This is a genomic window from Ruegeria sp. CF4, assembly GCF_056537345.1.
On sequence record NZ_JBQFRJ010000007.1, the window covers coordinates 59,770 to 83,390 of the forward strand.

Here is a 23,621-nt window from a genome sequence, read left to right on the forward strand (position 1 = left end):
CTTTACACAATTTCAAATGCAGGGATTTAAACGATGCAAATGCAAGGGAAAACCGTACTGATAACGGGGGCCAGCCGAGGTATCGGTGCCGAAGCCGGGCGCGTTTTTGCCGCAGCCGGGGCCAATGTGGTGCTGGTGGCGCGCAGCCGTGATCAGATTGAGGCACTGGCTGCCGCACTTGGCGATAACGTGATCGCGTTGGCCTGCGATGTCAGTGACTTTGCGCAGGTTGAACAGGTGGTGGCCGATTGCGTGGATCGGTTTGGATCGCTGGATGTTCTGGTCGGGAATGCCGGGGTGATCGATCCGATCTTTCATATGTCCAACGCAGATGTTTCCGCTTGGAGCTCGGCAATCGATATCAATCTCAAAGGTGTTTTCTACGGCATGCGCGCCGCCCTGCCCATCATGCGCGCCGCGGGTGGGGGCACGGTGCTGACGGTCTCGTCCGGTGCTGCGTCGAACCCGGTTGAGGCCTGGAGCCACTACTGCGCATCGAAAGCCGGTGCGAAGATGCTGACCGAGTGTTTGCATCTGGAGGAGGCGCATCATGGTATCCGTGCCATGGGTTTGTCGCCGGGCACCGTGGCCACCGACATGCAGCGGGTGATCAAGGCCAGTGGTATCAACCCGGTCAGCCAGCTGGATTGGGACGATCATATCCCGGCTGACTGGCCCGCGCGGGCGATGCTGTGGATGTGCTCATCGGATGCGGATGAATTCCGGGGCACCGAGATTTCGCTGCGCAATGAAGATATCCGCAAAAGGATCGGCCTCACGTGATTGATCTGACCAAGGAAGACGGCCTCTGGGCGGTTACCCTGAATAACCCGGACAAGGCCAACGCTTTGACTGCGGCGATGCTGGGCGAATTGGTCCAGATCGCCGAGGCTGCCACCGAAGCCCGGGCCTTGATCCTGACCGGTGCCGGGCGTGTCTTCAGCGCTGGTGCAGATCTGGACGAAGCGAGGGCGGGACTTGCCACCTCTGACCTATGGGAGAGATTATCGGGCGCTATAGCAGCGCTGCCCTGCCTGACAGTGGCTGCGCTGAATGGCACGCTGGCCGGTGGGGCGAATGGGATGGTTATGGCCTGTGATCTGCGCATCGCGGTGCCGTCGGCAAAATTCTTCTATCCGGTTATGAAGCTGGGCTTTCTGCCGCAGCCATCGGACCCGAAACGCATGGCGGCTTTGATTGGTCCGGCGCGCACCAAGCTGATCCTGATGGCTGGGCAGAAGATCACCGCAGATGAGGCCTATGCGTTCGGACTGGTCGACCGTGTGGTCGAGCCGGATCTGCTGATGCCAACTGCACGGGAACTGGTGGCAGATTCTGTAACCGCCGATCCCACGATTGCCACCGGGATCGCTCGGTTATGCCCATGAGGCTCGCCGCGTTGCGACTGCGGGTTGCTGATCCGGACCGCCTGGCCGCATTCTATCGCGACGCGCTCGGTATGACTGTTCAGATCGAAGGGCCCAACCGTCGTCTCAGCTATTCCGGACAAGGGACCGATCTGCTTCTGATGCCGGGCGGGGGTGGATACACACATGATCAGGGGCAGCGGTACTGGAAGATCGGTATCACATTGCCCGATGTCGATCTGGCCGCCGATTTCCTGCGTCGGAAGGGCATAGCCGTCAGTACACCGCATCAGTTCATAGACATCGGCTATATGTGCCACCTAAGCGACCCCGAAGGTTTCGTGATCGAGCTTCTGCAACATGATTTCGAGGGCAACCGGCCAGACGGAATTGCAAATGCGGAGGCCCCGTTTGCCGGGGCCTGTATCGGTCAGATCACCCTGAGAACGGGCGATATCGTCGCCGAAGATGCCTTTTGCCGCAAACTGGGGATGTGCTTGCTGTCGATGCAGGAAGTTGCGCCCTACGGGTTCGATCTGCATTTCTACGCGTTCACCGATGAGACACCACCCAACCCCGATCTGTGGGCCGTAGAGAACCGCGAATGGCTGTGGAAACGACCGTATACGACGCTTGAGTTTCAGCACATCGCGGGGGCACAGTTCGCCCCGGTGCCCGATTATCTCGGGATCGAAATCGAAGGGCTGGAGGCCGAGCGGCAAGACGCATTCGGCGATCCGATCCTGCCCGCCTGATCAGCGTCCTCGCCGCTTGCCCGGCACTTTGGAGCGAAACCCGGGGGGGCGTTTGCGGACCCAGATCAGGAATTTCTCAAGCCTCGGATGCGCGCGCAAGGCCTCAATCGAGTTGAAATTGCGCGCTAGTTCGGCCTCGGTCAGGGTCGCGTGCACCTCTTTATGGCAGATCTGATGTAGCAAGACAGTCGGCCCGCCCTTGCCTCCTTTGAGTTTTGGGATCAGATGGTGCAGGCTGCCGCCCCCATCGGGGATCGGGCGGTCGCAGAGCGGGCAGATCGGATCGGTGTTCGCCATAAGAGTAATCTCGCGTCGATGCGCGAGCAGGGCAAGAGGGGCGCGATGGCGCAAGCAGTGGTGATCGGTGCAGGCCCCGCAGGGCTGATGGCGGCTGAGCAACTGGCCATCGCCGGTCATCAGGTGCTGGTGGCAGAGGCAAAACCTTCGGTCGCGCGCAAATTCCTGATGGCAGGCAAGTCAGGGCTGAACCTGACCAAGGATGAGCCGTTCGAAACCCTGATGACCGCTTATGGCGAGGCTGGGACGTGGCTGCAGCCGATGATCCATGCGTTTGACGCACAAGCTGTGAGGGGGTGGGCGCAGGATCTGGGGCAGGAGTTGTTTACCGGCTCAACCGGACGCGTGTTTCCCAAGGTCATGAAAGCCTCGCCCTTGTTGCGTGCCTGGCTGGCGCGGCTGGATGAGGCGGGTGTGCAGATTCGGACCCGTTGGCGCTGGATCGGGTGGCGAGAGGGGGCGCTGGTGTTCGAAACGCCGGACGGTGAACAACGCCTCAACCCTGATGTAACGGTACTGGCGCTGGGAGGGGCCAGTTGGGCGCGACTGGGCTCTGACGGGGCCTGGGCCTCGGGTCTATCGGAAAAGGGCGTTGAACTGGCCCCCTTCGCTCCGTCGAATTCGGCGCTCTCGGTGGAATGGAGTCCTTACATGCAGCCGCATTTTGGGGCTGCCCTGAAATCCGTTCGTTGGGTAGTCGGTGACCTGACCAGCCGGGGCGAAGCTGCCATTTCAGCCAAGGGGTTGGAAGGAGGCGGTCTTTATTCTCTGACGCCAGCGTTGCGTGAAGGCGCGCCGCTCTATATCGATCTGGTGCCCGATGTCACGGCCCAGACATTGCAGGCGCGCTTGGCAGCCAAGAAACTCAAAGCAACGCTATCGCACTGGCTGAAAAACACATTGCGCCTGCCGCCACAAAAGATTGCCCTGTTTCATGAGATGACCAAGGGCCATCCGTTGACGCAATCAGATTGGATCGCGACGCTGAAGCATTTGCCTGTTCGACATTCTGGCCTGCGCCCGATGGACGAGGCGATCTCAACCGCCGGAGGTGTAGCGCGCAGCGCCTTGGATGAGGGCTTAATGCTGAAAGCCCTGCCCGGAATATTCTGCGCCGGAGAAATGCTGGACTGGGAAGCACCGACAGGCGGCTATCTGCTGACCGCCTGCCTTGCCACAGGCCGTTGGGCGGGGCGTGCCGCCGCTGAGTATCTCACTGCACGCCCGCTCGGCTAAGCGGTCGCCGCCATCCCGGCCATTTTCAGATAGGCCGGACGTTGGCGCATGTCTTTGCCGTAGGCGCTTAGAACTTCGGAATTCAGCGGGAAACCTGCATTTTTTGCCCAGCTCATGCAGTGGATCAGAAGGATGTCCGCGATGGTCATCTTGTCCCCCATCAGGAACGGTCCCTTGAAGCGTTTTTCGAGCCGCTGAAAGTTGTGATCGAATTCCCACGTGATCGAGTCGCGGATTGCCGGAACACGCTTGTCTTCGGGCAGGATGAACTTGTGCCGCGTCGCGACCCACAAAACTGCATCTATCTCGTCCAGAATTGTGTGGAATAACGCATCTTGTTCGGCCCGCTCGATGGTTCCGGCAGGGTATGTCAGAACCCCATGCTTGTCTGCCAGATAGGTCATGATGGCCGAGCTGTCGTTGATTGCGCGGTCCTCATCGACCAACACCGGAACCTTGCCGGAAGGGTTCAGCGCCAAAATCTCGGGCGAGCGTGGGGCGACCGGGTCCAGTTCATAGGGTTCCCCCATTTCTTCCAACATCCAAACCACCCGTGACGTGCGGGTCATAACGGGGCCGTAAAGCTTGTACATGCTTATATCCTGCTGGTTCACAATCTTTGGGCAGTGTGCCCGCCATCGGAAACGGGTCAAGCGAAACCCGCGGTCAACGAGACCGCGCCAGCATGGCCAAACGGATCATAGCACGTTCAACCAGCGCCATTGCGGGCGCAGTTTGACCGGCCGAGCGCAGGGACAGATCGGTATCGGTCAGCACTGTCAGCGCCGTCTGCAGCTTGGCGGCACCCCAACCTTGTGCCTGACGCAGGATACGATCGCGGCGTTTGCCGTAGACCGGCGGACGCAGCTTGCCGATGCCCTGCGCCGCACCACCGGGGTCTGCGGCGCAAGTATAGAGTGTTCGAAAATGCCGGGTCGCCCCAATGCAAAGCGTGACCCCATTGGTGCCCTGTGCTTGCAACCGCCGGATCAGCGGCCCGATCTCGCCCGTGCGGCCCTCGGCGACAACGTTCAGCACGTCATCCAGAGCGGCCTCGGTCGAGCGCGGGGCGCAGGCCTCGATATCCTCGATGCTCAGCTCAGACGCATCGCCCTGTTTGTAAAGCGACAATTTATCAACGGTTTGCGTGAAATCACCGGGGCTGAGCGCCAAGGCCAATTCGCTGAGCGCCGACATCGAGTCGCGCGGGATGTTCTGCAGCCCGGCCCGTGAGACAATGCGTTCAACTTCGGCTCGTGAGGGCGGATCGTCATAGATGCCGACAGCATAAGTGGCCGGATGCGCCTCAAACGCTTTACGGATTTTCGAGCTTGGTTTGAGTTGGCCTGCGGTCACGATGATTTGGGCATCGCCTGCCGCCCAATCTTCGAGCGCAGCGAGGATCGAAGGAGCGGCGGTCTCGGTTGCATCCTCGACAAACACCGCGCGCGGGCCGGGGAAAAAGCCAACTGCTTTGACCGCATCAAGCAACAATGCGGGGTCGCCGCGCAGATCGGCTCCGGGGATACGGCTCAGGCGCATCTCTTCTTCTGCACTGGGTCCGAGAAGGGCTGCCAGAGCCTGTTGCCGTTTCAGTGCGACGCGCATAGCGTCGGCCCCGTAGATCAACAGACCGGCCTTGTCCGCGTCCGGCTTGGCGAAATAGCCCTCGGCCTCACGCGGGCTAAGCTTCATGTGATCAGGCCCGGTGTGGCGTAAAGGCGGGTGACGATCTGATCTGACAGGATCACCATCAGCCGTTCCTTGGCGTCACGCTCATCCGCCAGCGTCGAAACGGTCGACCCAGCGGCAGAGTACCCGACAAACTCGGTGACCGTGCCCGAGGCAAGGATCTGACCGGTATTGTTGGATTTCAGCGCATAGGTGGCCCGCCCGTCGATGGTGTAACGCGTGGTTTCATTCGACGTGGTGATCGACGCGGCGCGGGTGACCGTTGACACCTGCACGTCCAACGCATAATCGCTGCCGGATGTAGCACTTCGGCCCAGTTTACGTTCCAGATTCTGAACCAGCAGGAAACTGTCGACGTTATTCGGGGCCGAGACGGCCACTTTCCCGTCCAAAGCTGTCCCCGATCCGCCGGGTGCATAGACCGGTTCAAAGCCGCAGGCCGCTAAGGCCAACGGCATCAAGATCAGGGTTCTGCGGTCAAACGACGACATTCACGATCCGTCCGGGAACTACGATGACTTTCTTTGGCGCGGCACCATCCAGCGCCCTTTGCACAGCTTCGGTGCTGAGCGCGATTTTTTCAACCTCGTCCTTGGCCATATCCTTGGGAACGCTGATTTCCGCGCGGCGCTTGCCGTTGATCTGGATGGGCAGGGTGACGGTGTCATCGACCAGCATCGCCTCATCCGCGACGGGCCATGCAGCGGTCGCCACCAGACCTTCGCCGCCCAGCATTTGCCACAGCTCTTCGGACAGGTGCGGGGTCATGGGCGACATCAGCTGCGCCAGCGTCTTGGCGGCTTGGCGCTTGGCGTCGGTACCTGCCTTGGATTTCGCCAAAGTGTTGGTGAAGGCATAAAGCTTGGCGATCGAAGCGTTGAAGCCAAAGGATTCGACGCCCCCGGACACATCGTGGATCGCTTTGTGCATCTCGCGCAGCAGGATTTCGTCTTCGCCATTGGCGGGTACGTCTGATTCTACGATCTCGGACGCGATGCGATGCACGCGGCTGAGATGCTTGAACGCGGCCTCGGCCCCAGAGGCTGTCCATTCCACGTCACGTTCGGGTGGCGAATCGGACAGCACGAACCAGCGCGCTGTGTCTGCGCCGAAGGCAGAAATGATGCTGACTGGATCGACCACATTCTTCTTGGATTTCGACATCTTGGCCGAAGGGATAATTTCGACCTCGGTGCCGTCGGCCAGTTTGCCGTCGGTCACATCCTCGGGCAGGTGATAGACCGGGCGGCCATTGGCATCGCGAGTTTGGTAAATCTCGTGCGTTACCATGCCTTGGGTGAACAGCGCGTCGAAAGGCTCGATGGCTTTCTTGGGCAGGTGGCCGGTGATCTGCATCGCCCGCGCGAAAAAGCGGGAATAAAGCAGGTGCAGAATCGCGTGCTCGATGCCGCCGATGTACTGGTCGACATTCATCCAGTATTCAGCTTCTGCCAGATTGGTCGGCGTTTCGGCGCGTGGGGCGGTGAAACGGGCGAAATACCATGACGAATCGACGAATGTGTCCATCGTGTCGGTCTCGCGCTTGGCCGGGGCACCACATTTCGGGCAGGCACAGTCACGCCAGGTCGGGTGGCGGTCCAGCGGATTGCCCGGTTTGTCGAAGGTGACATCGTCGGGCAGGCGGACCGGAAGGTTTTCTTTCTTTTCGGGCACCACACCGCAGCTTTCGCAATGCACCACGGGAATCGGGCAGCCCCAATAGCGTTGGCGGCTGAGGCCCCAATCGCGCAGGCGGTACTTGGTAACACCTTCGCCCCAGCCCGCCTTTTCTGCGAAATCAACGGTTGCGTTGATCGCCTCATCCCCGGTGGCTTCGGTCAGGCCCGCAAAGTGATTCACCCAGCGTACTTTTTCCGTCTTAGGTGGAACAAAGGCGATCTTGTCGACCGGCGTATCATCATCCAGCGCAAAGAATGTATCGACTACGGGCAAGCCGTATTTGCGGCAGAAGTCGAGGTCGCGCTGGTCATGTGCCGGGCAGGCAAAGATCGCGCCGGTGCCGTAATCCATCAGGATGAAGTTCGCGATCCAAACCGGCAGTTCCCAATTCGGGTCCAGCGGGTGTTTGACCTTGATGCCGGTGTCGTAACCAAGCTTTTCAGCTGTCTCGATGGCCTCTTCCGTGGTGCCACCCTTACGGCATTCTGCAACGAACTCAGCAACTTCTGAGTTCTCGGCCTCAAGCTGTTTGGCAATCGGATGGTCCGGTGAAATACCGACGAAAGACGCGCCCAGCAGCGTGTCGGGGCGAGTCGTATAGACAGTAATGGGCTCGCCGCCATCGGTGCGTTCAAAGCCAAATTGCAGACCGCGCGACTTGCCGATCCAGTTCTCCTGCATCAGGCGCACCTTGGCGGGCCAGTTGTCGAGCGTGTCTAGCGCGTCGAGCAGTTCTTCGGAGTAATCCGAGATTTTGAAGAACCATTGAGTCAGTTCACGCCGTTCCACCAGCGCGCCCGAGCGCCAGCCGCGCCCGTTCTCCACCTGTTCATTGGCCAGAACGGTCATATCGACCGGATCCCAGTTCACCACGGCGTTCTTGCGGTAGACCAGCCCGGCCTCGAGCATATCCAGAAACAGCGCTTGCTGCTGGCCATAATATTCGGGGTCACAGGTAGCGAACTCGCGCGACCAGTCGATCGACAGGCCCAGCGGCTTCATTTGCCCGCGCATGTCAGCGATATTGCCATAGGTCCAGTCTTTGGGGTGCCCGCCAATAGCCATCGCCGCGTTCTCTGCGGGCATCCCGAACGCATCCCACCCCATCGGATGCAGCACGTTGTGGCCGGTCGCCAGTTTATGACGCGCGATCACGTCGCCCATCGTATAGTTGCGCACATGCCCCATATGGATTCGGCCGGACGGGTAGGGGAACATCTCAAGCACGTAGTATTTCGGCTTGTCCGCCTTGTGGTTGGCGGCGAAGATTCCGGCCTTGTCCCAGGCCTCTTGCCATTTTGCTTCGATTTCGGTGGCCGAATAGCGCGACATCGTGCGGTCCTTCGTGAATGAAAACGCCGGGTAGGAACCCGGCGTGGTAATATTGTGATTTTCTGCGGGTTTCTAGAGCTTGTTGTCCGCAATCCGTAGCTGTCGCGCCCGAGAGAGGATCGCATCTTCGACCGCACGGTTGGTTGCTGCGCTGACCGGAGAGCCTCCGCTTGTTTGCAGGGACACGGACAGAGAGCGGGCTGCAAGCGCCGGATCGCTGATATGCACCGTCGCACGATATTGCCGTCCTCCGCCCGGAGGGGTGCCATAACCGGTTACGATCACACCAGTAAAGGGATCAACCTCTTGAATCGGCAGGAAATTCAGAACATCAAGCGAGGCCGACCACAAATAGCGGTTCACATTGGTGATCTGCTCAGAATTGTCGGGACCAAAAACATCAAAGATGGTTGATCGATTCGGATCATTCAGTTCACGCTCCTCTGACGAACTCCCATCCGCGGTGAGGATGCGAGCATTTCCCGGAGGCGGCTTTCCTCCGCAGGCCGAGACGGTGGCCATCCCTATGGTCAAACCCAGAATCGTCAGCATGCGCATCGTCAAAAGGTCCCGTATCACTTGTTTTGCACTGTCGGGTGATACTCCTAGACAAGGACCCGTGCAGCAACAAGCCTATTCTTTACATATGGGCGTGAGCGGGTGACGTGATTTGCCGGAATTTTGACTGTGGCATCCTTGCACCAATTTGGGCCGAATGACAGCAAGACGTTTATGCCAAGCTTGCGCAAAGGGGGCAAAAAAAGCGAAACGGTGACCGTGCTGAGACGCGTGCTTTGCATGTGTCGAGTAGAAAAATCTTTGAAACCGAGGGAAACAAGATGAAAAAAGTTCTCTTTGCAACGACCGCGCTGATCGCGACGGCAAGCGTTGCAGCAGCTGACGTTAAATTCAGCGGCTACGGTCGTTTTGGTATCGGCTACCTGGAAGATCGTTCGACCACCAACGACAACATCGACGACACCATCCTGGTTTCGCGCTTCCGTCTGAACATCGACGGTACCGCAGAAACCGACGGCGGCGTTGAGTTCTCGGCTCGTGTTCGTCTGCAGGCTGACGAAGACGCGGGTACCGGTGAGGCAGGTTCTGCTTCGCTGAGCGGCGCACGTTTCTCGGCGATCTATGGCGGTCTGCGCGTTGACGCAGGCAACGTTTCGGGCGCAATCGACAACCTGGCCAACTACTACGGTAACGAGCCTGGCTTGGAATTCTTCATCGGTCAGTACGCCGGTGTTGACTATGAATTCCTGTCGTTCTCGTCGACCGGCGCAGGTGCAAACGCTGTATTCTTCCAGTACGCCGTTGGTGACTTCGCCTTTGGCGCGTCTTATGACCAGAACTCGACCCTGAACGGCAACGCCGCTCTGGGCGGTGCAGATTCCTGGGATCTGAGCGCGACCTACACCTTCAACAACATCACAGCTGCTCTGGCCTACGGTCAGACCGACGCTGCTGGTGGCGGTTCTGACCCGAGCCTGCTGGTCCTGACTCTGGGCGCAGACTTCGGCGACTTCAACGGTACCCTGTTTGTAGCCGACGATTCGGACACACCGCTCAACGACGCAGGTGAAGAAACCGACGGCACCGCATGGGGCTTCTCGCTGGCCTACAACCTGGGCGCAGCAACCACCCTGCTGGCTGCTTACGGCGACGGTTCGGCTGATGGCGACACCCAGCAGTACGGTCTTGGTTTCATCCACGATCTGGGTGGCGGCGTATCGCTGAAAGGTGGCCTGGGCCGCACCAAAGTTGGTGACGCAGACGGTCAAACCCGCGCAGACTTCGGTGTTAACTTCAACTTCTAAGTTGATTTAAATCACCAGAGTTTAAGGGCAGGTCTTAGGACCTGCCCTTTTCTTTTGTGCTCACATGGTGTTTCTCTGCGGCTACCATGAAAACGAGAGGCCCCATGTCGCTGCAAGAAATCTCCGACCGCATCGCCAAAGCTGAAGCTGCCGCCGGACGTGCCCAGGGGTCGGTTCGACTGATCGCAGTGTCCAAGGTGCAGCCCAATGAGCGGGTCGAGGCGGTTCTGACTCAGGGTCATCGTTGCTTTGGCGAAAATCGAGTACAGGAAGCGGCAGGAAAGTGGCCTGCATTTCGCGAAAAGTTCACAGGTATTGAACTCCATCTGATTGGCCCACTGCAGACCAACAAGGCGCGACAAGCGATGGAGCTTTGTGACGCCATCCATTCGGTCGATCGTCCAAAACTGGCGAAAACTCTGGCCCGGCTGGCGCAAGAGATCGGCGCTTGCCCAGAACTGTTCATTCAGGTCAATACTGGAGAAGAGGAGCAGAAGGCCGGAATCCTGCCCGCCGATGCCGATGCGTTTGTGTCAGAGTGCCGTGCGTTGGACCTGCCGGTACGCGGGCTAATGTGCTTGCCTCCGGTTGACGAGGAGCCGGCGTTGCACTTTGCGCTATTGGCAAAGATTGCTGAACGCAACGGTTTGGAAGGCCTCTCGATGGGCATGAGTGGCGATTTTGAATCCGCCATCGCACTGGGTGCGACTCACGTGCGAGTTGGTTCGGCCATCTTTGGTGAACGGATCAAACCTCAGGAATGATCAGGCGCGTTCCGGGCGCGATTTGTCGTGCAATCCATCTTAGGTGATCGCGGCGAAAGGCAATGCAACCTTCAGTCGGAAAGCGCGGGCGACGCCATTGATGCAGGAATATGGCCGAGCCATGCCCGGGAATTGCATTCGGCCAGTTCCAGTCGGTGATCAGAACCAGATCATAGAGCGGATCGGCACGGCGCAGCTTTTCATGGCTAAATGGGTAGGGTGCCCGGACAAGATGGTTGTAGGAGCTGTCCTTGCTATCGTCCGACCACAGATCACGCGGCCCAATCGGTCGCGCCCATGAAGCGGGGCGGGTGATACGGTCGGCGCGGTAGAGCAATCCGACAATACGATGCGTGCCAACGGGGGTCGCCCCGTCGCCTTCGCGTTTGGCAGCGCTTAACCCGCCCTTGCCAATGGCGCAGGGAAAGACACGCCCCGCAAACCGGATACCGCGCGGGGTCAGGACAAGATCATCGGGCGTCACAGCAGATGGCCCGATTTGGCCGCTTTGGTTGCCAGATATCCGCGATTATGATCAGTTTCGCCCACTTTCAGAGGTACGCGTTCGGTGACAGCGATGCCCGTCCGTTCCATCATCGCGATCTTGGCCGGGTTATTGGTCAGCAGGCGAACGGAGTTGAAACCAAGCGATTTCAGGATGTCAGAGCCCAAACGGAAGTCTCTCTCATCATCTTCAAAGCCCAGCCGATGGTTGGCCTCGACCGTGTCAAAGCCTTGATCCTGAAGGAAATAGGCGCGCATTTTGTTGGCTAGTCCGATCCCGCGGCCTTCTTGATTGAGATAGAGCAAAACGCCGGAGCCTTCGGCCCCCATCTGGGCCAGCGCACCACGCAATTGCGGACCGCAATCACATTTCAAGCTGCCCATCAGATCACCGGTGAAGCAGGCAGAGTGCAGTCGGGCCAGAACCGGCTTGTCGCGATCGGGGCGGCCGATTTCGACGGCATAATGCTCCTCTCCGCCATCTTCGGGGCGGAAGACGTGAAGACGACCGGCCTCTGACACTTCCATGGGCAGGCGCGCAGCCACAACGGCGTGCAGGGCGCTGCGATCAGCAAGGTGGGGTGCTGCGCGCGTGTGATCGATGCAGGTCAGGCCGTGGGTCACGGCAAATGCGCGTCCATCATCAATGGACAAAACGACGGCAGCGGGCAGCAAATGTGCCGACTTAGCCAACGCGATGGCGATGCGGTGCAGGTTTGCATTGCCGTGCCGCTCGGTCATCAGCGGACCTTTCATCGGTGCGTTCAGATCGTCCGAAGGGTCGGCCACCGCTTGCACCCAGTTCAGGTCGACATCAGCCGGAATCAATACCCTGGCGAGATCCCCGTCATAGGCTCGCGCTTTCAACGTTTCAGCCCGCCGCACGGTAATGGCAATGACAGGCTCTCCTCCCAAACCACGCAGGTCGGCCAGGCGCTGCGGGCTAAGAGTCTCTGTTGCCAGGGCCAGAACGCTATATCCGCTATCATCCGTCAGCACGACGGGCACGCCCATGCGCAGATCGGCCCGCGCACGTGCGAGCAGTTCGGTAATGTCAGGAAAGAGACTCATGTATGTTACCCTGTAACGATCTGGCTTTTTTCCTACCCTGATCACCGGGGAATGTGAAACATTTCCTCCGCGTCAGACACGAGGGCGTGAAACGATTGCAGCAAATCTTGCTGATTGCATCTTCTATGCGCAAGTGGTGGAAAAGGCTTAGGAGGACCGGAAATGGCACAGCTTAAGAAAATCCTGCTGGTGGATGACGATGAAGACCTGCGCGAGGCGCTGAGTGAACAGCTTGTGATGACCGAAGACTTTGATGTGTTCGAGGCATCCGATGGCGCATCCGCGATGGAGCGTGCACGCGAGGCGATTTACGATCTGGTCATCCTGGACGTGGGCCTGCCTGATACCGATGGGCGCGAGCTGTGCCGTCTGATGCGCAAACAGGGCGTCAAAAGCCCGATCCTTATGCTGACCGGTCATGACAGCGATGCCGACACTATCCTGGGCCTGGATGCCGGTGCGAATGACTACGTCCCTAAGCCGTTCAAATTCCCGGTTCTTCTGGCCCGCATCCGTGCCCAACTGCGCCAGCATGAGCAATCTGAAGATGCGGTCTTCGTCCTCGGCCCCTACACGTTCAAACCGGCCATGAAGATGCTGATGACCGAGAATGATCGCAAAATCCGCCTGACCGAGAAAGAGACGAACATCCTCAAGTTCCTCTATCGTTCGACCGATGGCGTTGTGGCGCGCGATGTATTGCTGCATGAGGTCTGGGGTTACAACGCGGGTGTCACGACCCATACGCTGGAAACCCACATTTATCGCCTGCGTCAGAAGATCGAGCCCGATCCGTCAAATGCGCGCCTTTTGGTCACAGAATCGGGTGGATATCGTCTGGTCTCTTGATCTTTGTGGATTGACTTGGATCAAAGTGATACTCTTGAGGCATAATTAGTTTACTCCCAACCCGTGCATGTCCGGGTTATGACATGTACCTCCCTGTTGGACTGCCGGGCCTGATGGCCCGGCTTTTTTTAGTGCACAGCTGTTTGATTGCCTGAATTCAGGAATGCGATCACGATCAGAGTCTAAGATGAAGATAACCTTCACGCGCCTGTCCGAGGTTGATCCGGAAGACATACTTTCGCACATGTCTGACCCTCGGTTGGCTGAACATTTGCCCCTGTTAAAGGGCACCTGGAACCGGGCGGCTGTGGATCATTTCGTCCAGGTCAAGGAAGAGTGTTGGGCGCGTGACGGCCTTGGACACTGGGCAATATTGCAAAACGGAAACTATGTTGGCTGGGGTGGATTTCAAAAGGAAGGCGACGAATGGGACTATGGGCTGGTTCTAAAGCCCGAGTCATTTGGACTTGGCGCGCGGATCACGCGTCTGGCAATTGAATATGCGGTGTCGGATCCGCGTATTCCATTTGTGACGTTTCTTCTACCGCTATCGCGGCAACACTTGGGTGCCCTGGCACGGTTGGGCGCGCAGTTTGTTGGTGAATTTGAGTATGATGGGGCGACCTTCAAAAAATTCCGAATGGATGCCGGATAAGAACTCGCTTCCCACCCGTACGATGATTCAGCAGACATAACTCGCTTTTTCCGATGGCACCCTACTCAGTCGCGCGCTAACCTGCGCAAATCGAGATAAAGGAACCCCTTGATATGCCCTTCACTCTTGCTACCTGGAATATCAACTCTGTCCGTCTGCGTGAGCCTATCGTGCTGAAATTGTTGGAAGAAGAGGCCCCGGATGTGCTGTGCTTGCAAGAATGTAAGTCGCCCGTAGACAAGATCCCGACCGATGGGTTCGCCAAGCTTGGCTACACCCACATGATTGCGCGGGGGCAGAAAGGTTATAATGGGGTCGCCATTCTTTCGCGTCTGCCGATGGAAGAGGTTGGCGACAAGGACTTCGCCGGTCTCGGCCATGCGCGTCACATTGCGGGGCGGCTGGAGAATGGTGTGACGATTCACAATTTCTATGTCCCTGCGGGTGGGGATGTTCCCGACCGCGAAGTGAACGAAAAATTCGGCCAGAAGCTGGATTACCTCACCGACATGCGGGATTGGTTCAACGCCGAAAAGCCGCAGAAATCCATTCTGGTCGGCGATCTGAACATCGCCCCGCGCGAAGACGATGTGTGGTCGCATAAACAACTGCTCAAGGTGGTGTCGCACACGCCGATTGAAGTTGAAACGCTGGCTGAGACACAAGATGCGGGCGGATGGGTCGATATCACCCGGCAGGATATCCCCGAAGGTCAGCTTTACAGCTGGTGGTCCTATCGCGCGCGTGATTGGGATGCGGCGGACAAAGGGCGCAGGCTGGATCACGTCTGGGCCACGCCCGATATCTCGAACGCGGGCCACTCCAGCCGGATTCTGCGCGATGCGCGCGGATGGGAGAAACCCAGCGATCACGCGCCGGTTTTTGCGACATTCGACGTCTGATTGATGCAAAAACGCCCGACTCAGCCCTTGGTTTCTGACCCGCGCGGCTGCATATAGGGCGCAAATACGAACCAGAGAGTAATTGCCATGGACCTTCTGAACGGCGCAGCCAGCTCTGATGCCACCGATCTGATCAAGGACGGGACCGAGGCCACCTTCATGGCCGATGTGGTCGAAGCCTCGCAAGAGATGCCGATCATCGTTGATTTCTGGGCCCCCTGGTGCGGCCCCTGCAAAACGCTGGGTCCCGCGCTGGAGGAGGCTGTGACGGCCGCCAAAGGCGCGGTCAAGATGGTCAAGATCAACGTGGATGAGGCGCAGATGATCGCCGGCCAACTGCGTATCCAATCGATCCCGACTGTCTATGCGTTCTACAAGGGCCAGCCGGTCGACGGGTTTCAGGGTGCTTTGCCCGGGTCCGAGATCAAGGCTTTCATCGATCGCGTAATCGAAGCTGCAGGTGGCGAAAGCCCCGGTGGTCAGTTGGATGATGCGGTTCAGGCCGCCGAAGAGATGCTGACCGAAGGGGCCGCAGTGGATGCGGCGCAAACCTTCGCGGCAATTCTGGGCGAAGACCCCAACCACGCTGCAGCCTATGGCGGGCTGGTGCGTGCTCATATCGCGCTGGGCGATCTGGATCAGGCCGAGGCGATCCTCAATGGTGCTCCGGCCGAGATTTCGACCTCGCCCGAAGTTGAGGCGGCGCATGCGCAGCTGGAATTGGCCAAGCAGGCCGCAGATGCGGGTCCGGTGGGCGAACTGACGGCAATGGTTGAGGCGGAACCCGACAACCATCAAGCCCGGTTCGATCTGGCGCAGGCCCTGCACGCCAATGGTGATGTTGAAGACGCGGTCGCCCAACTGCTCGAATTGTTCCGCCGTGATCGCGAGTGGAATGAGGGTGCGGCCAAGGCCCAACTCTTCACGATCTTCGATGCGCTCAAGCCCAACGATCCGATTGTGCTGAACGGGCGGCGTAAGCTCAGCTCGATGATATTTGCCTAAAATCTGATCAGGGCTACACTCGACTGTATGATGCATCCCGCTGATCTGCCGGAAACCATATCTGTGTTTCCTCTGCCCGGAGCGTTGCTGTTGCCACGCTCCCGTCTGCCGCTGCATGTTTTCGAGCCGCGTTATCTGCAGATGCTGGATGACGCGCTGAAGACGCCTGAGCGGTTGATCGGGATGGTGCAGCCGAACACCTGTCAGGGGGATGAAACCAAGCTGCATCAGATCGGCTGCGCCGGTCGCGTCACGCAGTTCTCAGAGACTGAAGATGGCAGGTATCTGATCACGTTAACCGGTATATCGCGGTTTCGGGTCAGGGCGGAGCTAGATAGTTTCACCCCTTATCGTCGCGCTTCGGTATCATGGGATGGATTTGACCGTGACCTGGGCAAGGCCGAAGTGGATGACCGCTTTGATCGAAACCGGTTCCTGAGGCTGTTGGAGCGATTCTTCTCGTCCCGTCAGTTGTCGACCGATTGGGACACGATGAAGGACGCCGATGATGAGCTTCTGGTCAATTCTCTGTCGATGATGCTGGAATTCGACCCCGAGGAGAAACAGGCCCTGCTTGAGGCGCCTTGTTTGCGCACGCGGCGCGAGACCTTGGTGACATTGATTGAATTCGCCATGCGCGGCGGATCGAATGAGGAAAAACTGCAATGAGCGCACCCGAACACGCCTTTGACCGCCACATGTTAGAGGCGCTGATTTGCCCGCAGACCCATACGACCCTGCACTACGACGCCGAGCGGCAGGAACTCGTGTCCAAAGCCGCCGGTCTGGCCTTCCCTATCCGCAACGGCATCCCGGTGATGCTGGCGGATGAGGCGAGAGAGCTGGATTAAATCGGACGCCCTTGCAGCAGCTTGGGCAGATCACCGGTCAGGCCCGCAGCCTCGCGCACGAAACCACGGCGCAACCCGGGCAGAGAGCCGACGATGCCCATACCGATATCCCGACCGATCCGAAGCAGCGGATTGTCGTTCGAAAATAGCTTGTTGAACACATCTGTCGCCATCGCAAGCGCGGCAGTGTCAAAGCGGCGCCACTCCTGATAGCGCTCCAGCACCAGCGTTGATCCGATATCCTCGCCACGTCGGCCTGCAAGGGTCAGAACCTCGGCCAGGGCACCCACATCACGCAGACCGGCATTCAGACCCTGCCCGGCGATCGGGTGCATGCCGTGGGCGGCGTCTCCGACCAAGGCCAGCCGGTCCGAGATGAAGGAATTGGCGATAGTCAGGTTCAGCGGATAGGTGAACCGGTCGCCCTGCAGGCGGATATCGCCAAGGAAATCACCGAAGCGCGGGCGCAGGACCTGCAGGTAGTCTGCTTCGGACAACGCGTTGATCTGCTCGGCCGTCTCAGTGCGTTCGCTCCACACGATGGAGCTGCGGTTGCCGGTCAACGGTAAAATCGCCAATGGCCCGGGGGGCATGAAGAGCTGATGGGCTATACCGTGATGCGGCAGCTCGTGCTCAATGGCGCAAACCAGAGCGGTCTGGCCATAATCCCAGCCGGTTCGCTTGATCCCGGCGCGCATAGCGGTGCCGCTGCGGCGGCCATCGCAGCCGACCAGAATACTACCCGACAGCGTGGACCCGTCGTCCAGCGTCAGCGTTGCCCCATTCGCCGAGATATCCTGGGACACGACCGTTTTGCCGCTGATCTCGGTGATTCCGTCTTGTACGGCCATGGCCTCCAGAAAAGCCCGCCGCAAGTGGCGATCTTCGACCATATAGCCCATAGGGCCTTCTTCGATCTCGGCATGATCGAAATGCATGAAGAACGGGGAAGGACCAGCACCGGCATGACCGTCGGTGACCTTGATCTCCAGCATCGGCTGGGCGTGCTCTTCCACTTTTTCCCATACGCCTATCGCGTCGAGCAGACGTTGCGAGGCCAGCGCCAGCGCATATGCGCGCCCGTCAAAGGTCGCGTTCTTGCGCACTTTTTCGGCCAGAGCATCAACAACAGTGACTGAATGCCCGGTCTGGGCCAGCGCCAGCGCAAGGGCGGGGCCGTTCAGGCCGCCGCCAACGATCAGGATGTCGGATCTGTGTTCCATGTGCTGCAATATGCGCGCCCTTTCGGGATTGTCCATGTGCGGTCCTGTCGCTACCGTCCGGACACGGGCAAACTCGGGAGGGGCAGGATGCAAGACTGGCTGACCATGACGGCATGTGATTTGGGCCGTGGCATCGGAATGGGGCAGATCGATCCGGTTGAACTGACCGAGACCTATCTGAGCGCCATCGATACCCATCCACATCGCGATCGCATTTATGCCCGCGTCACACATGACCGCGCTCGCGCCGAGGCCCAAGCAGCGCAAGAGCGGACCAAACTCGGCCTGCGTCGGTCTCTGCTGGATGGTGTTCCGATCAGTTGGAAAGACCTGTTTGACACCGCCGGTGCAGGAACTGAGGCCGGTTCGGCCTTGCTGAAAGGCCGTGTGCCCGAGGCGGATGCGCAGGTGCTGCGCAATGCGACCGCGATGGGCACGGTTTGTCTGGGCAAAACGCATATGAGTGAGCTGGCCTTCTCGGGCCTGGGTCTCAATCCAGTGACGGCCACACCGCCTTGCGTGAATGACGAAGATGCGGTGCCGGGCGGATCGTCTTCGGGGGCAGGGGCCTCGGTCGCGTGGGGGCTTGCGGCCTGTGGTATTGGGTCTGACACCGGTGGATCTGTGCGGATCCCTTCAGCGTGGAATGACCTGGTAGGGCTTAAAACCACAGCCGGGCGCGTGAGCCTTGAAGGCGTTGTACCGCTGTGCTTGAAGTTCGATACGGTCGGACCTTTGACGCGATCGGTTGAGGACGCCGCACATATGCTTGCCGCACTTGAGGGGACCGTACCGGCAGACCTGCGCGGTGCGTCTCTGAAAGGCCGCCGCTTTGCCGACCTACAGAACGTGGCGAAGGACGATCTGCGCGAGGCCCCGGCCAAGGCTTACGATGAGGCTCTGGCACGCCTGAAAGAAGCGGGGGCTGAGATTGTCCCGCTTGAGGTGCCAGAGCTGAACAACGCAATGAGCTTGTCAGGTGTGCTCTATACGACCGAAGCCTATGGCCTGTGGTGCGATGTGATCGAAGCGAACCCCGATGCGATGTATCCCGAAATCCTTGAACGGTTCCGCATGGGCAAAGCCTATACCGGCCCCGATTACGTGGCCGCCTGGTCGAAACTAACCGCCTGCCGACAAGCTTGGGACATGGCAACTGCCGGATTTGACGCCGTACTCGCCCCGACGGCACCGATCCTGCCGCCCAATCTGGATCGGCTGATGAATGATCATGACTACTATGTCACCGAGAATCTATTGGCCTTGCGCAACACAAGGATCGGCAATCTGATGGGGCTCGCGGCGCTGACCCTGCCCACGGGAACACCCGGTTGCGGGTTGATGATGCTGGGCTATCCGGGGTCGGAAGAGGCCTTGCTGCGGCTCGGATCAGCGGCTGAAAGCGCTTTGACCTGAATGCCACAATCCCCTGATTCGGAACCTCTTTGTCTGGACGAGGGGTGCCCCGATCTGTAATCTGCCAGGAAACGGGGCGCAAAATGACCCCGAAATTGAGGCAGTATTATGAATTTCCCCGAGCGGTTTTCGAACCTACCGGAATATGCATTCCCGCGTCTGCGCGCTCTGTTGGATCACCATCAGCCGGGCGGTGACGTCGTTCACATGACCATTGGCGAGCCCAAGCACGATTTCCCGTCCTGGGTGACCGATGTGATCATGGAAAATGCCGCGGGGTTTCAGGGCTATCCCCCGAACGAAGGCTCGCCCGCGCTGCGCGCTGCAATCGCGGGCTGGGTCAACCGCCGCTATGGCGTGTCGATGGATGCAGATGCCAATGTGATGGCACTGAACGGCACGCGCGAGGGTCTGTACAATGCCGCAATGGCGTTGTGCCCCGAGCAGAAGAACGGACAGCAGCCAATCATCCTGTGCCCGAACCCGTTTTATCAGGTTTACATGGTCGCCTCGATTTCGGTCGGCGCGCAGCCCTATTTTGTACCTGCAACCGCTGCGACCGGCCATTTGCCTGACTATGCAGGCCTGCCCGAAGAGGTGCTGAACCGCACCGCCGTTGCCTACATCTGTTCACCCGCGAACCCTCAGGGGGCGGTCGCCTCGCGCGATTATTGGGCTGAGTTGATCCAATTGGCCGAGAAGTACGATTTCCGCATCTTTGCGGATGAATGTTACTCCGAGATTTACCGCGACACCGCCCCGGTGGGCGCGCTGACCGTTGCGCAGGAACTGGACGCTGATCCCGAGCGGGTTACGCTGTTCAACTCACTGTCCAAGCGATCAAATCTGGCCGGATTGCGGTCCGGCCTTATCGCGGGCGGGCCTGAGACGATCAGCCGTGTCAAACTGTTGCGCAGCTATGCGGGTGCCCCCTTGCCCGCACCGTTGCAGGCCGCTGCCGCCAAGGTTTGGGCGGACGAGGTACATGTGCAGGAAAACCGCGCGCTCTATCAGGAAAAATACGCCATTGCAGATGAAGTCTTTGCAGGCGTGCAAGGCTATATGCCGCCCGAGGCAGGGTTCTTCCTGTGGCTACCCGTCGAAAACGGCGAAGAAACTGCATTGAAGCTCTGGCAGGAAACCGGTGTCAGGGTTCTGCCGGGTGCATATCTTTCTCAAGGTGATCCGGTGCAAAACCCGGGCGAGCAATTTATCCGGGTCGCCATGGTGGCCCCAAAAACAGAGATGAAGCGCGGGCTGATCACGCTCCGCGACTGCATCTATTCGTGAGGTACGAGGGCAAAATGGCATCATTGAACGCGCGCAACCGCGACCCGTTACTGGACAGCACCACGCAAGCCGCCATCGAGCGGCGCAGTAAGGAACTGATCGGGATCGCTCTGATCCTGCTCGGCATGGCTGCTGCTGCGATGGTCTGGTCCTATACGCCGGATGATCCAAACTGGATGGTGTCGACCGATGCGCCGGTGCAGAACTGGATGGGACGTGTGGGCGCCTCGATCGCCGCACCTTTGTTCATGATTGTGGGCTGGGGCAGCTTTGGCGTGGCGCTGGTACTGGCTACATGGGGCGTGCGCTTTGCCGGTCATTTCGGGGAAGAGCGTGCGATTGCCCGCCTGATATTCGCTCCGATCTGGATCGCCGTTCTGGCGGTCTATGCCGCCACGCTGGTCCCGGGTGCTGAATGGCGTGCGACGCACAGCTACGGGCTAGGTGGTCTGTTTGGTGACACGGTGATGGGTGCTTTGCTGACGCTGCTGCCGATCTCGTCGCATTTTCTGGTCAAGTTGATGTCGCTTGCCATGGCGGTGGGCATGTTGGCGCTGGGTGTGTTTGTGCTGGGCTTTACCAAAGCGGATGTGCGCAAGGGCTTCCGTGCTTTCTTGCTGGGTCTTGTCATGGCCTATGACCTGTTGATGAACGCTTTGGGGCGTGGGGCCTCGGTCACGGCGCAGGCGGCGCGTGATCGTCGCGCGCAATGGGCTGAGCGTCGGGCGGAACGTGCCGTGCCGGTGCAGGCAGAGTTTGACGATGATCTGGCCTATGCCGACCCGATTTTTGAAGAGCCCGAACTGGAGACACCCGAGCCTGAAGCAAAGTTGGGTCTGCTAGCGCGGATGCCGTCGCTGATCCGTCGTCCCGATCCGATGCCCGAGCCCGAACTGATCGATCCCGTCGCGGTTGAGGGCTACTACGATATGCCTAAAGAGGACCGCATCCGGTCAAAGATCTCTGCCGCTGTGCGCAACCGTAAAGTGGCCGCAGGGCAGATGGCACCTGAGCCTGATCCGAGCCTGCCGCTGACCAAGGGGCGCGGGCGTGGGCCCGATCCGCTGATCCTGAATGCCGGACCCGTGGATGAGCTTCCGCCGGAACCACCCATAACCTCAGCAGCATTGCCGGTCGAGCCGCCGTTGAGCGCGGCGGATGAGACCGATTGGCAAGCGCAGCAGGCTTATGTGGACGAGCCGGATTATGACGACGAGGCCGTGTTTGAAGAGCCCGCGCCGCAGTCGCGTCAGGCAGTAAAAATCCCTGTTGCTGAACCGCGCAAGCCGGTTGTGGCACAGCCAGTGCGCCGCGCACCCCCGCCATCGCGCCGGGCACAGGCCGAGGCGCAGCCGACCTTGTCATTTGAGGAAAAGCACAGCGATTTTGAGCTACCCCCACTGGGTCTGCTGTCCAACCCGGCCAGCATTCAGCGCCATCACCTGAGTGATGAGGCGCTGGAGGAAAATGCCCGGATGCTGGAAAACGTGTTGGACGACTACGGCGTCAAGGGCGAGATCGTCAGCGTTCGTCCCGGTCCCGTTGTTACCATGTATGAACTGGAGCCTGCTCCGGGTCTGAAAGCCAGCCGTGTGATCGGTCTGGCCGATGATATCGCACGCTCGATGTCGGCGCTGTCGGCGCGGGTTTCGACCCTGCCGGGCCGCTCGGTCATCGGTATCGAATTGCCGAATGAGAACCGCGAGATGGTGGTGCTGCGCGAAATCCTCGCCAGCCGCGATTTCGGCGATGGCAATCATGCGCTGCCTCTGGCGCTGGGCAAGGATATCGGCGGTGAGTCCGTTGTGGCGAACCTGGCCAAGATGCCTCACCTGCTGATTGCCGGTACGACTGGTTCGGGTAAATCTGTTGCGATCAACACGATGATCCTGTCGCTGCTGTATAAGTTGACGCCAGATGAATGCCGCCTGATCATGATCGATCCCAAGATGCTGGAGCTGTCTGTTTATGACGGCATTCCGCATTTGCTGTCGCCTGTTGTGACCGACCCGAAAAAGGCGGTTGTCGCCTTGAAATGGGTGGTCGGCGAGATGGAGGATCGCTATCGCAAGATGTCCAAAATGGGCGTGCGTAATATCGCAGGCTACAACGGTCGCGTGAAGGACGCGCTGGCCAAGGGCGAGATGTTCAGCCGCACGGTCCAGACCGGGTTCGACGATGAAACCGGTGAGCCGATGTTCGAGACAGAAGAATTTGCACCCGAGTCGATGCCCTATATCGTTGTCATCGTCGATGAGATGGCTGACCTGATGATGGTCGCCGGCAAAGAAATCGAAGCCTGCATCCAACGTCTGGCGCAGATGGCGCGGGCCTCGGGTATTCACCTGATCATGGCCACACAGCGCCCCTCGGTCGATGTGATCACCGGAACGATCAAGGCAAACTTCCCCACCCGGATCTCGTTCCAGGTGACCTCGAAGGTCGACAGCCGCACCATTCTGGGTGAGATGGGTGCCGAGCAACTGCTGGGGCAGGGCGATATGCTTTACATGGCGGGTGGTGCCAAGATCACCCGTTGCCACGGGCCCTTTGTCTCGGATGAAGAGGTCGAGGAAATCGTCAACCATCTGAAACAGTTCGGCCCGCCGGATTACATGAGCGGCGTGGTCGATGGCCCTGCCGAGGAAAAAGCTGACAATATCGACGCCGTTCTGGGCCTGAATACGGGCGGCAATACCAACGGAGAAGACGCCCTGTATGATCAGGCGGTGGCGATTGTGATCAAGGATCGCAAATGCTCCACCTCTTACATTCAGCGGAAACTCGCCATTGGCTACAACAAAGCCGCGCGGCTTGTTGAGCAAATGGAAGACGAAGGTGTTGTTTCTGGGGCAAATCACGTGGGCAAACGCGAAATCCTCGTTCCTGAGCAGTAGGATATTTAATAA

General features: G+C 59.3%; 24 protein-coding genes. 15 read left to right on the forward strand and 9 right to left on the reverse strand.

Features of this window, described 5'->3' with window-relative positions:
* Nucleotides 1–33 precede the first annotated feature (33 nt).
* Genes ACR0NF_RS15100 through ACR0NF_RS15110 form a run of 3 tightly spaced genes read left to right on the forward strand, consistent with a single transcriptional unit; the run spans nt 34 to nt 2,122 of the window.
* Nucleotides 34–783: an SDR family oxidoreductase gene (locus ACR0NF_RS15100; protein WP_480667846.1), complete on the forward strand. Its 750-nt coding sequence runs from the start codon at nt 34–36 to the stop codon at nt 781–783.
* Complete coding sequence (locus ACR0NF_RS15105; protein WP_480667847.1) at nt 780–1,388, forward strand: enoyl-CoA hydratase/isomerase family protein; 609 nt, start codon at nt 780–782, stop codon at nt 1,386–1,388. The genes ACR0NF_RS15100 and ACR0NF_RS15105 overlap by 4 nt, the downstream gene beginning before the upstream one ends.
* The gene (locus tag ACR0NF_RS15110; protein ID WP_480778519.1) at nt 1,379–2,122 is read left to right on the forward strand and encodes a VOC family protein; all 744 of its coding nucleotides are present in this window, start codon (nt 1,379–1,381) and stop codon (nt 2,120–2,122) included. Before ACR0NF_RS15105 ends, ACR0NF_RS15110 begins: the two co-directional genes overlap by 10 nt.
* Here the strand turns inward: ACR0NF_RS15110 and ACR0NF_RS15115 are convergent, their stop codons facing one another.
* Nucleotides 2,123–2,419: an HNH endonuclease gene (locus ACR0NF_RS15115; RefSeq protein ID WP_480659806.1), complete on the reverse strand. Its 297-nt coding sequence runs from the start codon at nt 2,417–2,419 to the stop codon at nt 2,123–2,125. It lies immediately after the preceding gene.
* 45 nt (nt 2,420–2,464) lie between these two features.
* Between ACR0NF_RS15115 and ACR0NF_RS15120 the strand changes: the two genes are divergently transcribed.
* A complete protein-coding gene (locus tag ACR0NF_RS15120) occupies nt 2,465–3,655 on the forward strand; it encodes a TIGR03862 family flavoprotein (protein WP_480778520.1) in 1,191 nt (396 codons plus the stop codon).
* Here the strand turns inward: ACR0NF_RS15120 and ACR0NF_RS15125 are convergent.
* The 5 genes from ACR0NF_RS15125 to ACR0NF_RS15145 form a co-directional block, all read right to left on the reverse strand.
* A complete protein-coding gene (locus ACR0NF_RS15125) occupies nt 3,652–4,248 on the reverse strand; it encodes a glutathione S-transferase family protein (RefSeq protein WP_480778521.1) in 597 nt (198 codons plus the stop codon). The genes ACR0NF_RS15120 and ACR0NF_RS15125 overlap by 4 nt on opposite strands.
* A gap of 73 nt (nt 4,249–4,321) precedes the next feature.
* Nucleotides 4,322–5,350, reverse strand: coding sequence for a DNA polymerase III subunit delta (gene holA / locus ACR0NF_RS15130; RefSeq protein WP_480471719.1), 1,029 nt, complete (start codon nt 5,348–5,350; stop codon nt 4,322–4,324).
* Nucleotides 5,347–5,838: an LPS assembly lipoprotein LptE gene (gene lptE / locus ACR0NF_RS15135; protein ID WP_480471720.1), complete on the reverse strand. Its 492-nt coding sequence runs from the start codon at nt 5,836–5,838 to the stop codon at nt 5,347–5,349. The genes holA and lptE overlap by 4 nt, the downstream gene beginning before the upstream one ends.
* The gene (gene leuS / locus ACR0NF_RS15140) at nt 5,825–8,359 is read right to left on the reverse strand and encodes a leucine--tRNA ligase (RefSeq protein ID WP_480471721.1); all 2,535 of its coding nucleotides are present in this window, start codon (nt 8,357–8,359) and stop codon (nt 5,825–5,827) included. The genes lptE and leuS overlap by 14 nt, the downstream gene beginning before the upstream one ends.
* 72 nt (nt 8,360–8,431) lie before the next feature.
* Nucleotides 8,432–8,917, reverse strand: a complete 486-nt coding sequence (locus tag ACR0NF_RS15145; protein WP_480471722.1) for a DUF3576 domain-containing protein — start codon at nt 8,915–8,917, stop codon at nt 8,432–8,434.
* Nucleotides 8,918–9,198: 281 nt separating this feature from the next.
* Between ACR0NF_RS15145 and ACR0NF_RS15150 the strand changes: the two genes are divergently transcribed.
* Nucleotides 9,199–10,182 (forward strand): porin, encoded by a 984-nt coding sequence (locus tag ACR0NF_RS15150; RefSeq protein ID WP_480471723.1) that lies wholly within the window; start codon nt 9,199–9,201, stop codon nt 10,180–10,182.
* Nucleotides 10,183–10,286: 104 nt separating this feature from the next.
* Nucleotides 10,287–10,946: a YggS family pyridoxal phosphate-dependent enzyme gene (locus ACR0NF_RS15155; protein ID WP_480471724.1), complete on the forward strand. Its 660-nt coding sequence runs from the start codon at nt 10,287–10,289 to the stop codon at nt 10,944–10,946.
* Here the strand turns inward: ACR0NF_RS15155 and ACR0NF_RS15160 are convergent.
* Together ACR0NF_RS15160 and ribA are read right to left on the reverse strand one after the other, a co-directional pair.
* Complete coding sequence (locus ACR0NF_RS15160) at nt 10,930–11,430, reverse strand: L,D-transpeptidase family protein (protein ID WP_480471725.1); 501 nt, start codon at nt 11,428–11,430, stop codon at nt 10,930–10,932. The two genes, ACR0NF_RS15155 and ACR0NF_RS15160, sit on opposite strands and share 17 nt — an antisense overlap.
* A complete protein-coding gene (gene ribA / locus ACR0NF_RS15165; protein WP_480471726.1) occupies nt 11,427–12,521 on the reverse strand; it encodes a GTP cyclohydrolase II in 1,095 nt (364 codons plus the stop codon). Before ribA ends, ACR0NF_RS15160 begins: the two co-directional genes overlap by 4 nt.
* 162 nt (nt 12,522–12,683) lie before the next feature.
* Here ribA and ACR0NF_RS15170 point away from each other — a divergent pair, with 162 nt between their 5' ends.
* The 6 genes from ACR0NF_RS15170 to ACR0NF_RS15195 all read left to right on the forward strand — a co-directional run bounded on the left by ACR0NF_RS15170 (nt 12,684) and on the right by ACR0NF_RS15195 (nt 16,783).
* A complete protein-coding gene (locus ACR0NF_RS15170) occupies nt 12,684–13,370 on the forward strand; it encodes a response regulator transcription factor (RefSeq protein WP_480471727.1) in 687 nt (228 codons plus the stop codon).
* 187 nt (nt 13,371–13,557) lie between these two features.
* Nucleotides 13,558–14,025, forward strand: coding sequence for a GNAT family N-acetyltransferase (locus ACR0NF_RS15175; RefSeq protein ID WP_480471728.1), 468 nt, complete (start codon nt 13,558–13,560; stop codon nt 14,023–14,025).
* 113 nt (nt 14,026–14,138) lie between these two features.
* Complete coding sequence (locus tag ACR0NF_RS15180; protein WP_480471729.1) at nt 14,139–14,927, forward strand: exodeoxyribonuclease III; 789 nt, start codon at nt 14,139–14,141, stop codon at nt 14,925–14,927.
* Between the two features lie 87 nt (nt 14,928–15,014).
* A complete protein-coding gene (locus tag ACR0NF_RS15185; protein WP_480471730.1) occupies nt 15,015–15,932 on the forward strand; it encodes a tetratricopeptide repeat protein in 918 nt (305 codons plus the stop codon).
* A gap of 27 nt (nt 15,933–15,959) precedes the next feature.
* Nucleotides 15,960–16,601 (forward strand): LON peptidase substrate-binding domain-containing protein, encoded by a 642-nt coding sequence (locus ACR0NF_RS15190; RefSeq protein WP_480471731.1) that lies wholly within the window; start codon nt 15,960–15,962, stop codon nt 16,599–16,601.
* Nucleotides 16,598–16,783 (forward strand): Trm112 family protein, encoded by a 186-nt coding sequence (locus ACR0NF_RS15195; protein ID WP_480471732.1) that lies wholly within the window; start codon nt 16,598–16,600, stop codon nt 16,781–16,783. Before ACR0NF_RS15190 ends, ACR0NF_RS15195 begins: the two co-directional genes overlap by 4 nt.
* Here ACR0NF_RS15195 and ACR0NF_RS15200 read toward each other — a convergent pair.
* Nucleotides 16,780–18,006: an FAD-dependent monooxygenase gene (locus ACR0NF_RS15200; protein WP_480471733.1), complete on the reverse strand. Its 1,227-nt coding sequence runs from the start codon at nt 18,004–18,006 to the stop codon at nt 16,780–16,782. The two genes, ACR0NF_RS15195 and ACR0NF_RS15200, sit on opposite strands and share 4 nt — an antisense overlap.
* 87 nt (nt 18,007–18,093) lie before the next feature.
* Between ACR0NF_RS15200 and ACR0NF_RS15205 the strand changes: the two genes are divergently transcribed.
* From ACR0NF_RS15205 to ACR0NF_RS15215, 3 genes are all read left to right on the forward strand, one after another.
* Entirely contained in the window at nt 18,094–19,422 is a 1,329-nt protein-coding gene (locus ACR0NF_RS15205; protein ID WP_480667853.1) for an amidase, read from the forward strand.
* Between the two features lie 108 nt (nt 19,423–19,530).
* Nucleotides 19,531–20,712, forward strand: a complete 1,182-nt coding sequence (locus tag ACR0NF_RS15210) for an aminotransferase class I/II-fold pyridoxal phosphate-dependent enzyme (protein WP_480471735.1) — start codon at nt 19,531–19,533, stop codon at nt 20,710–20,712.
* 14 nt (nt 20,713–20,726) lie between these two features.
* Entirely contained in the window at nt 20,727–23,609 is a 2,883-nt protein-coding gene (locus ACR0NF_RS15215) for a DNA translocase FtsK (protein ID WP_480778522.1), read from the forward strand.
* The last annotated feature ends 12 nt before the right edge of the window (nt 23,610–23,621 follow it).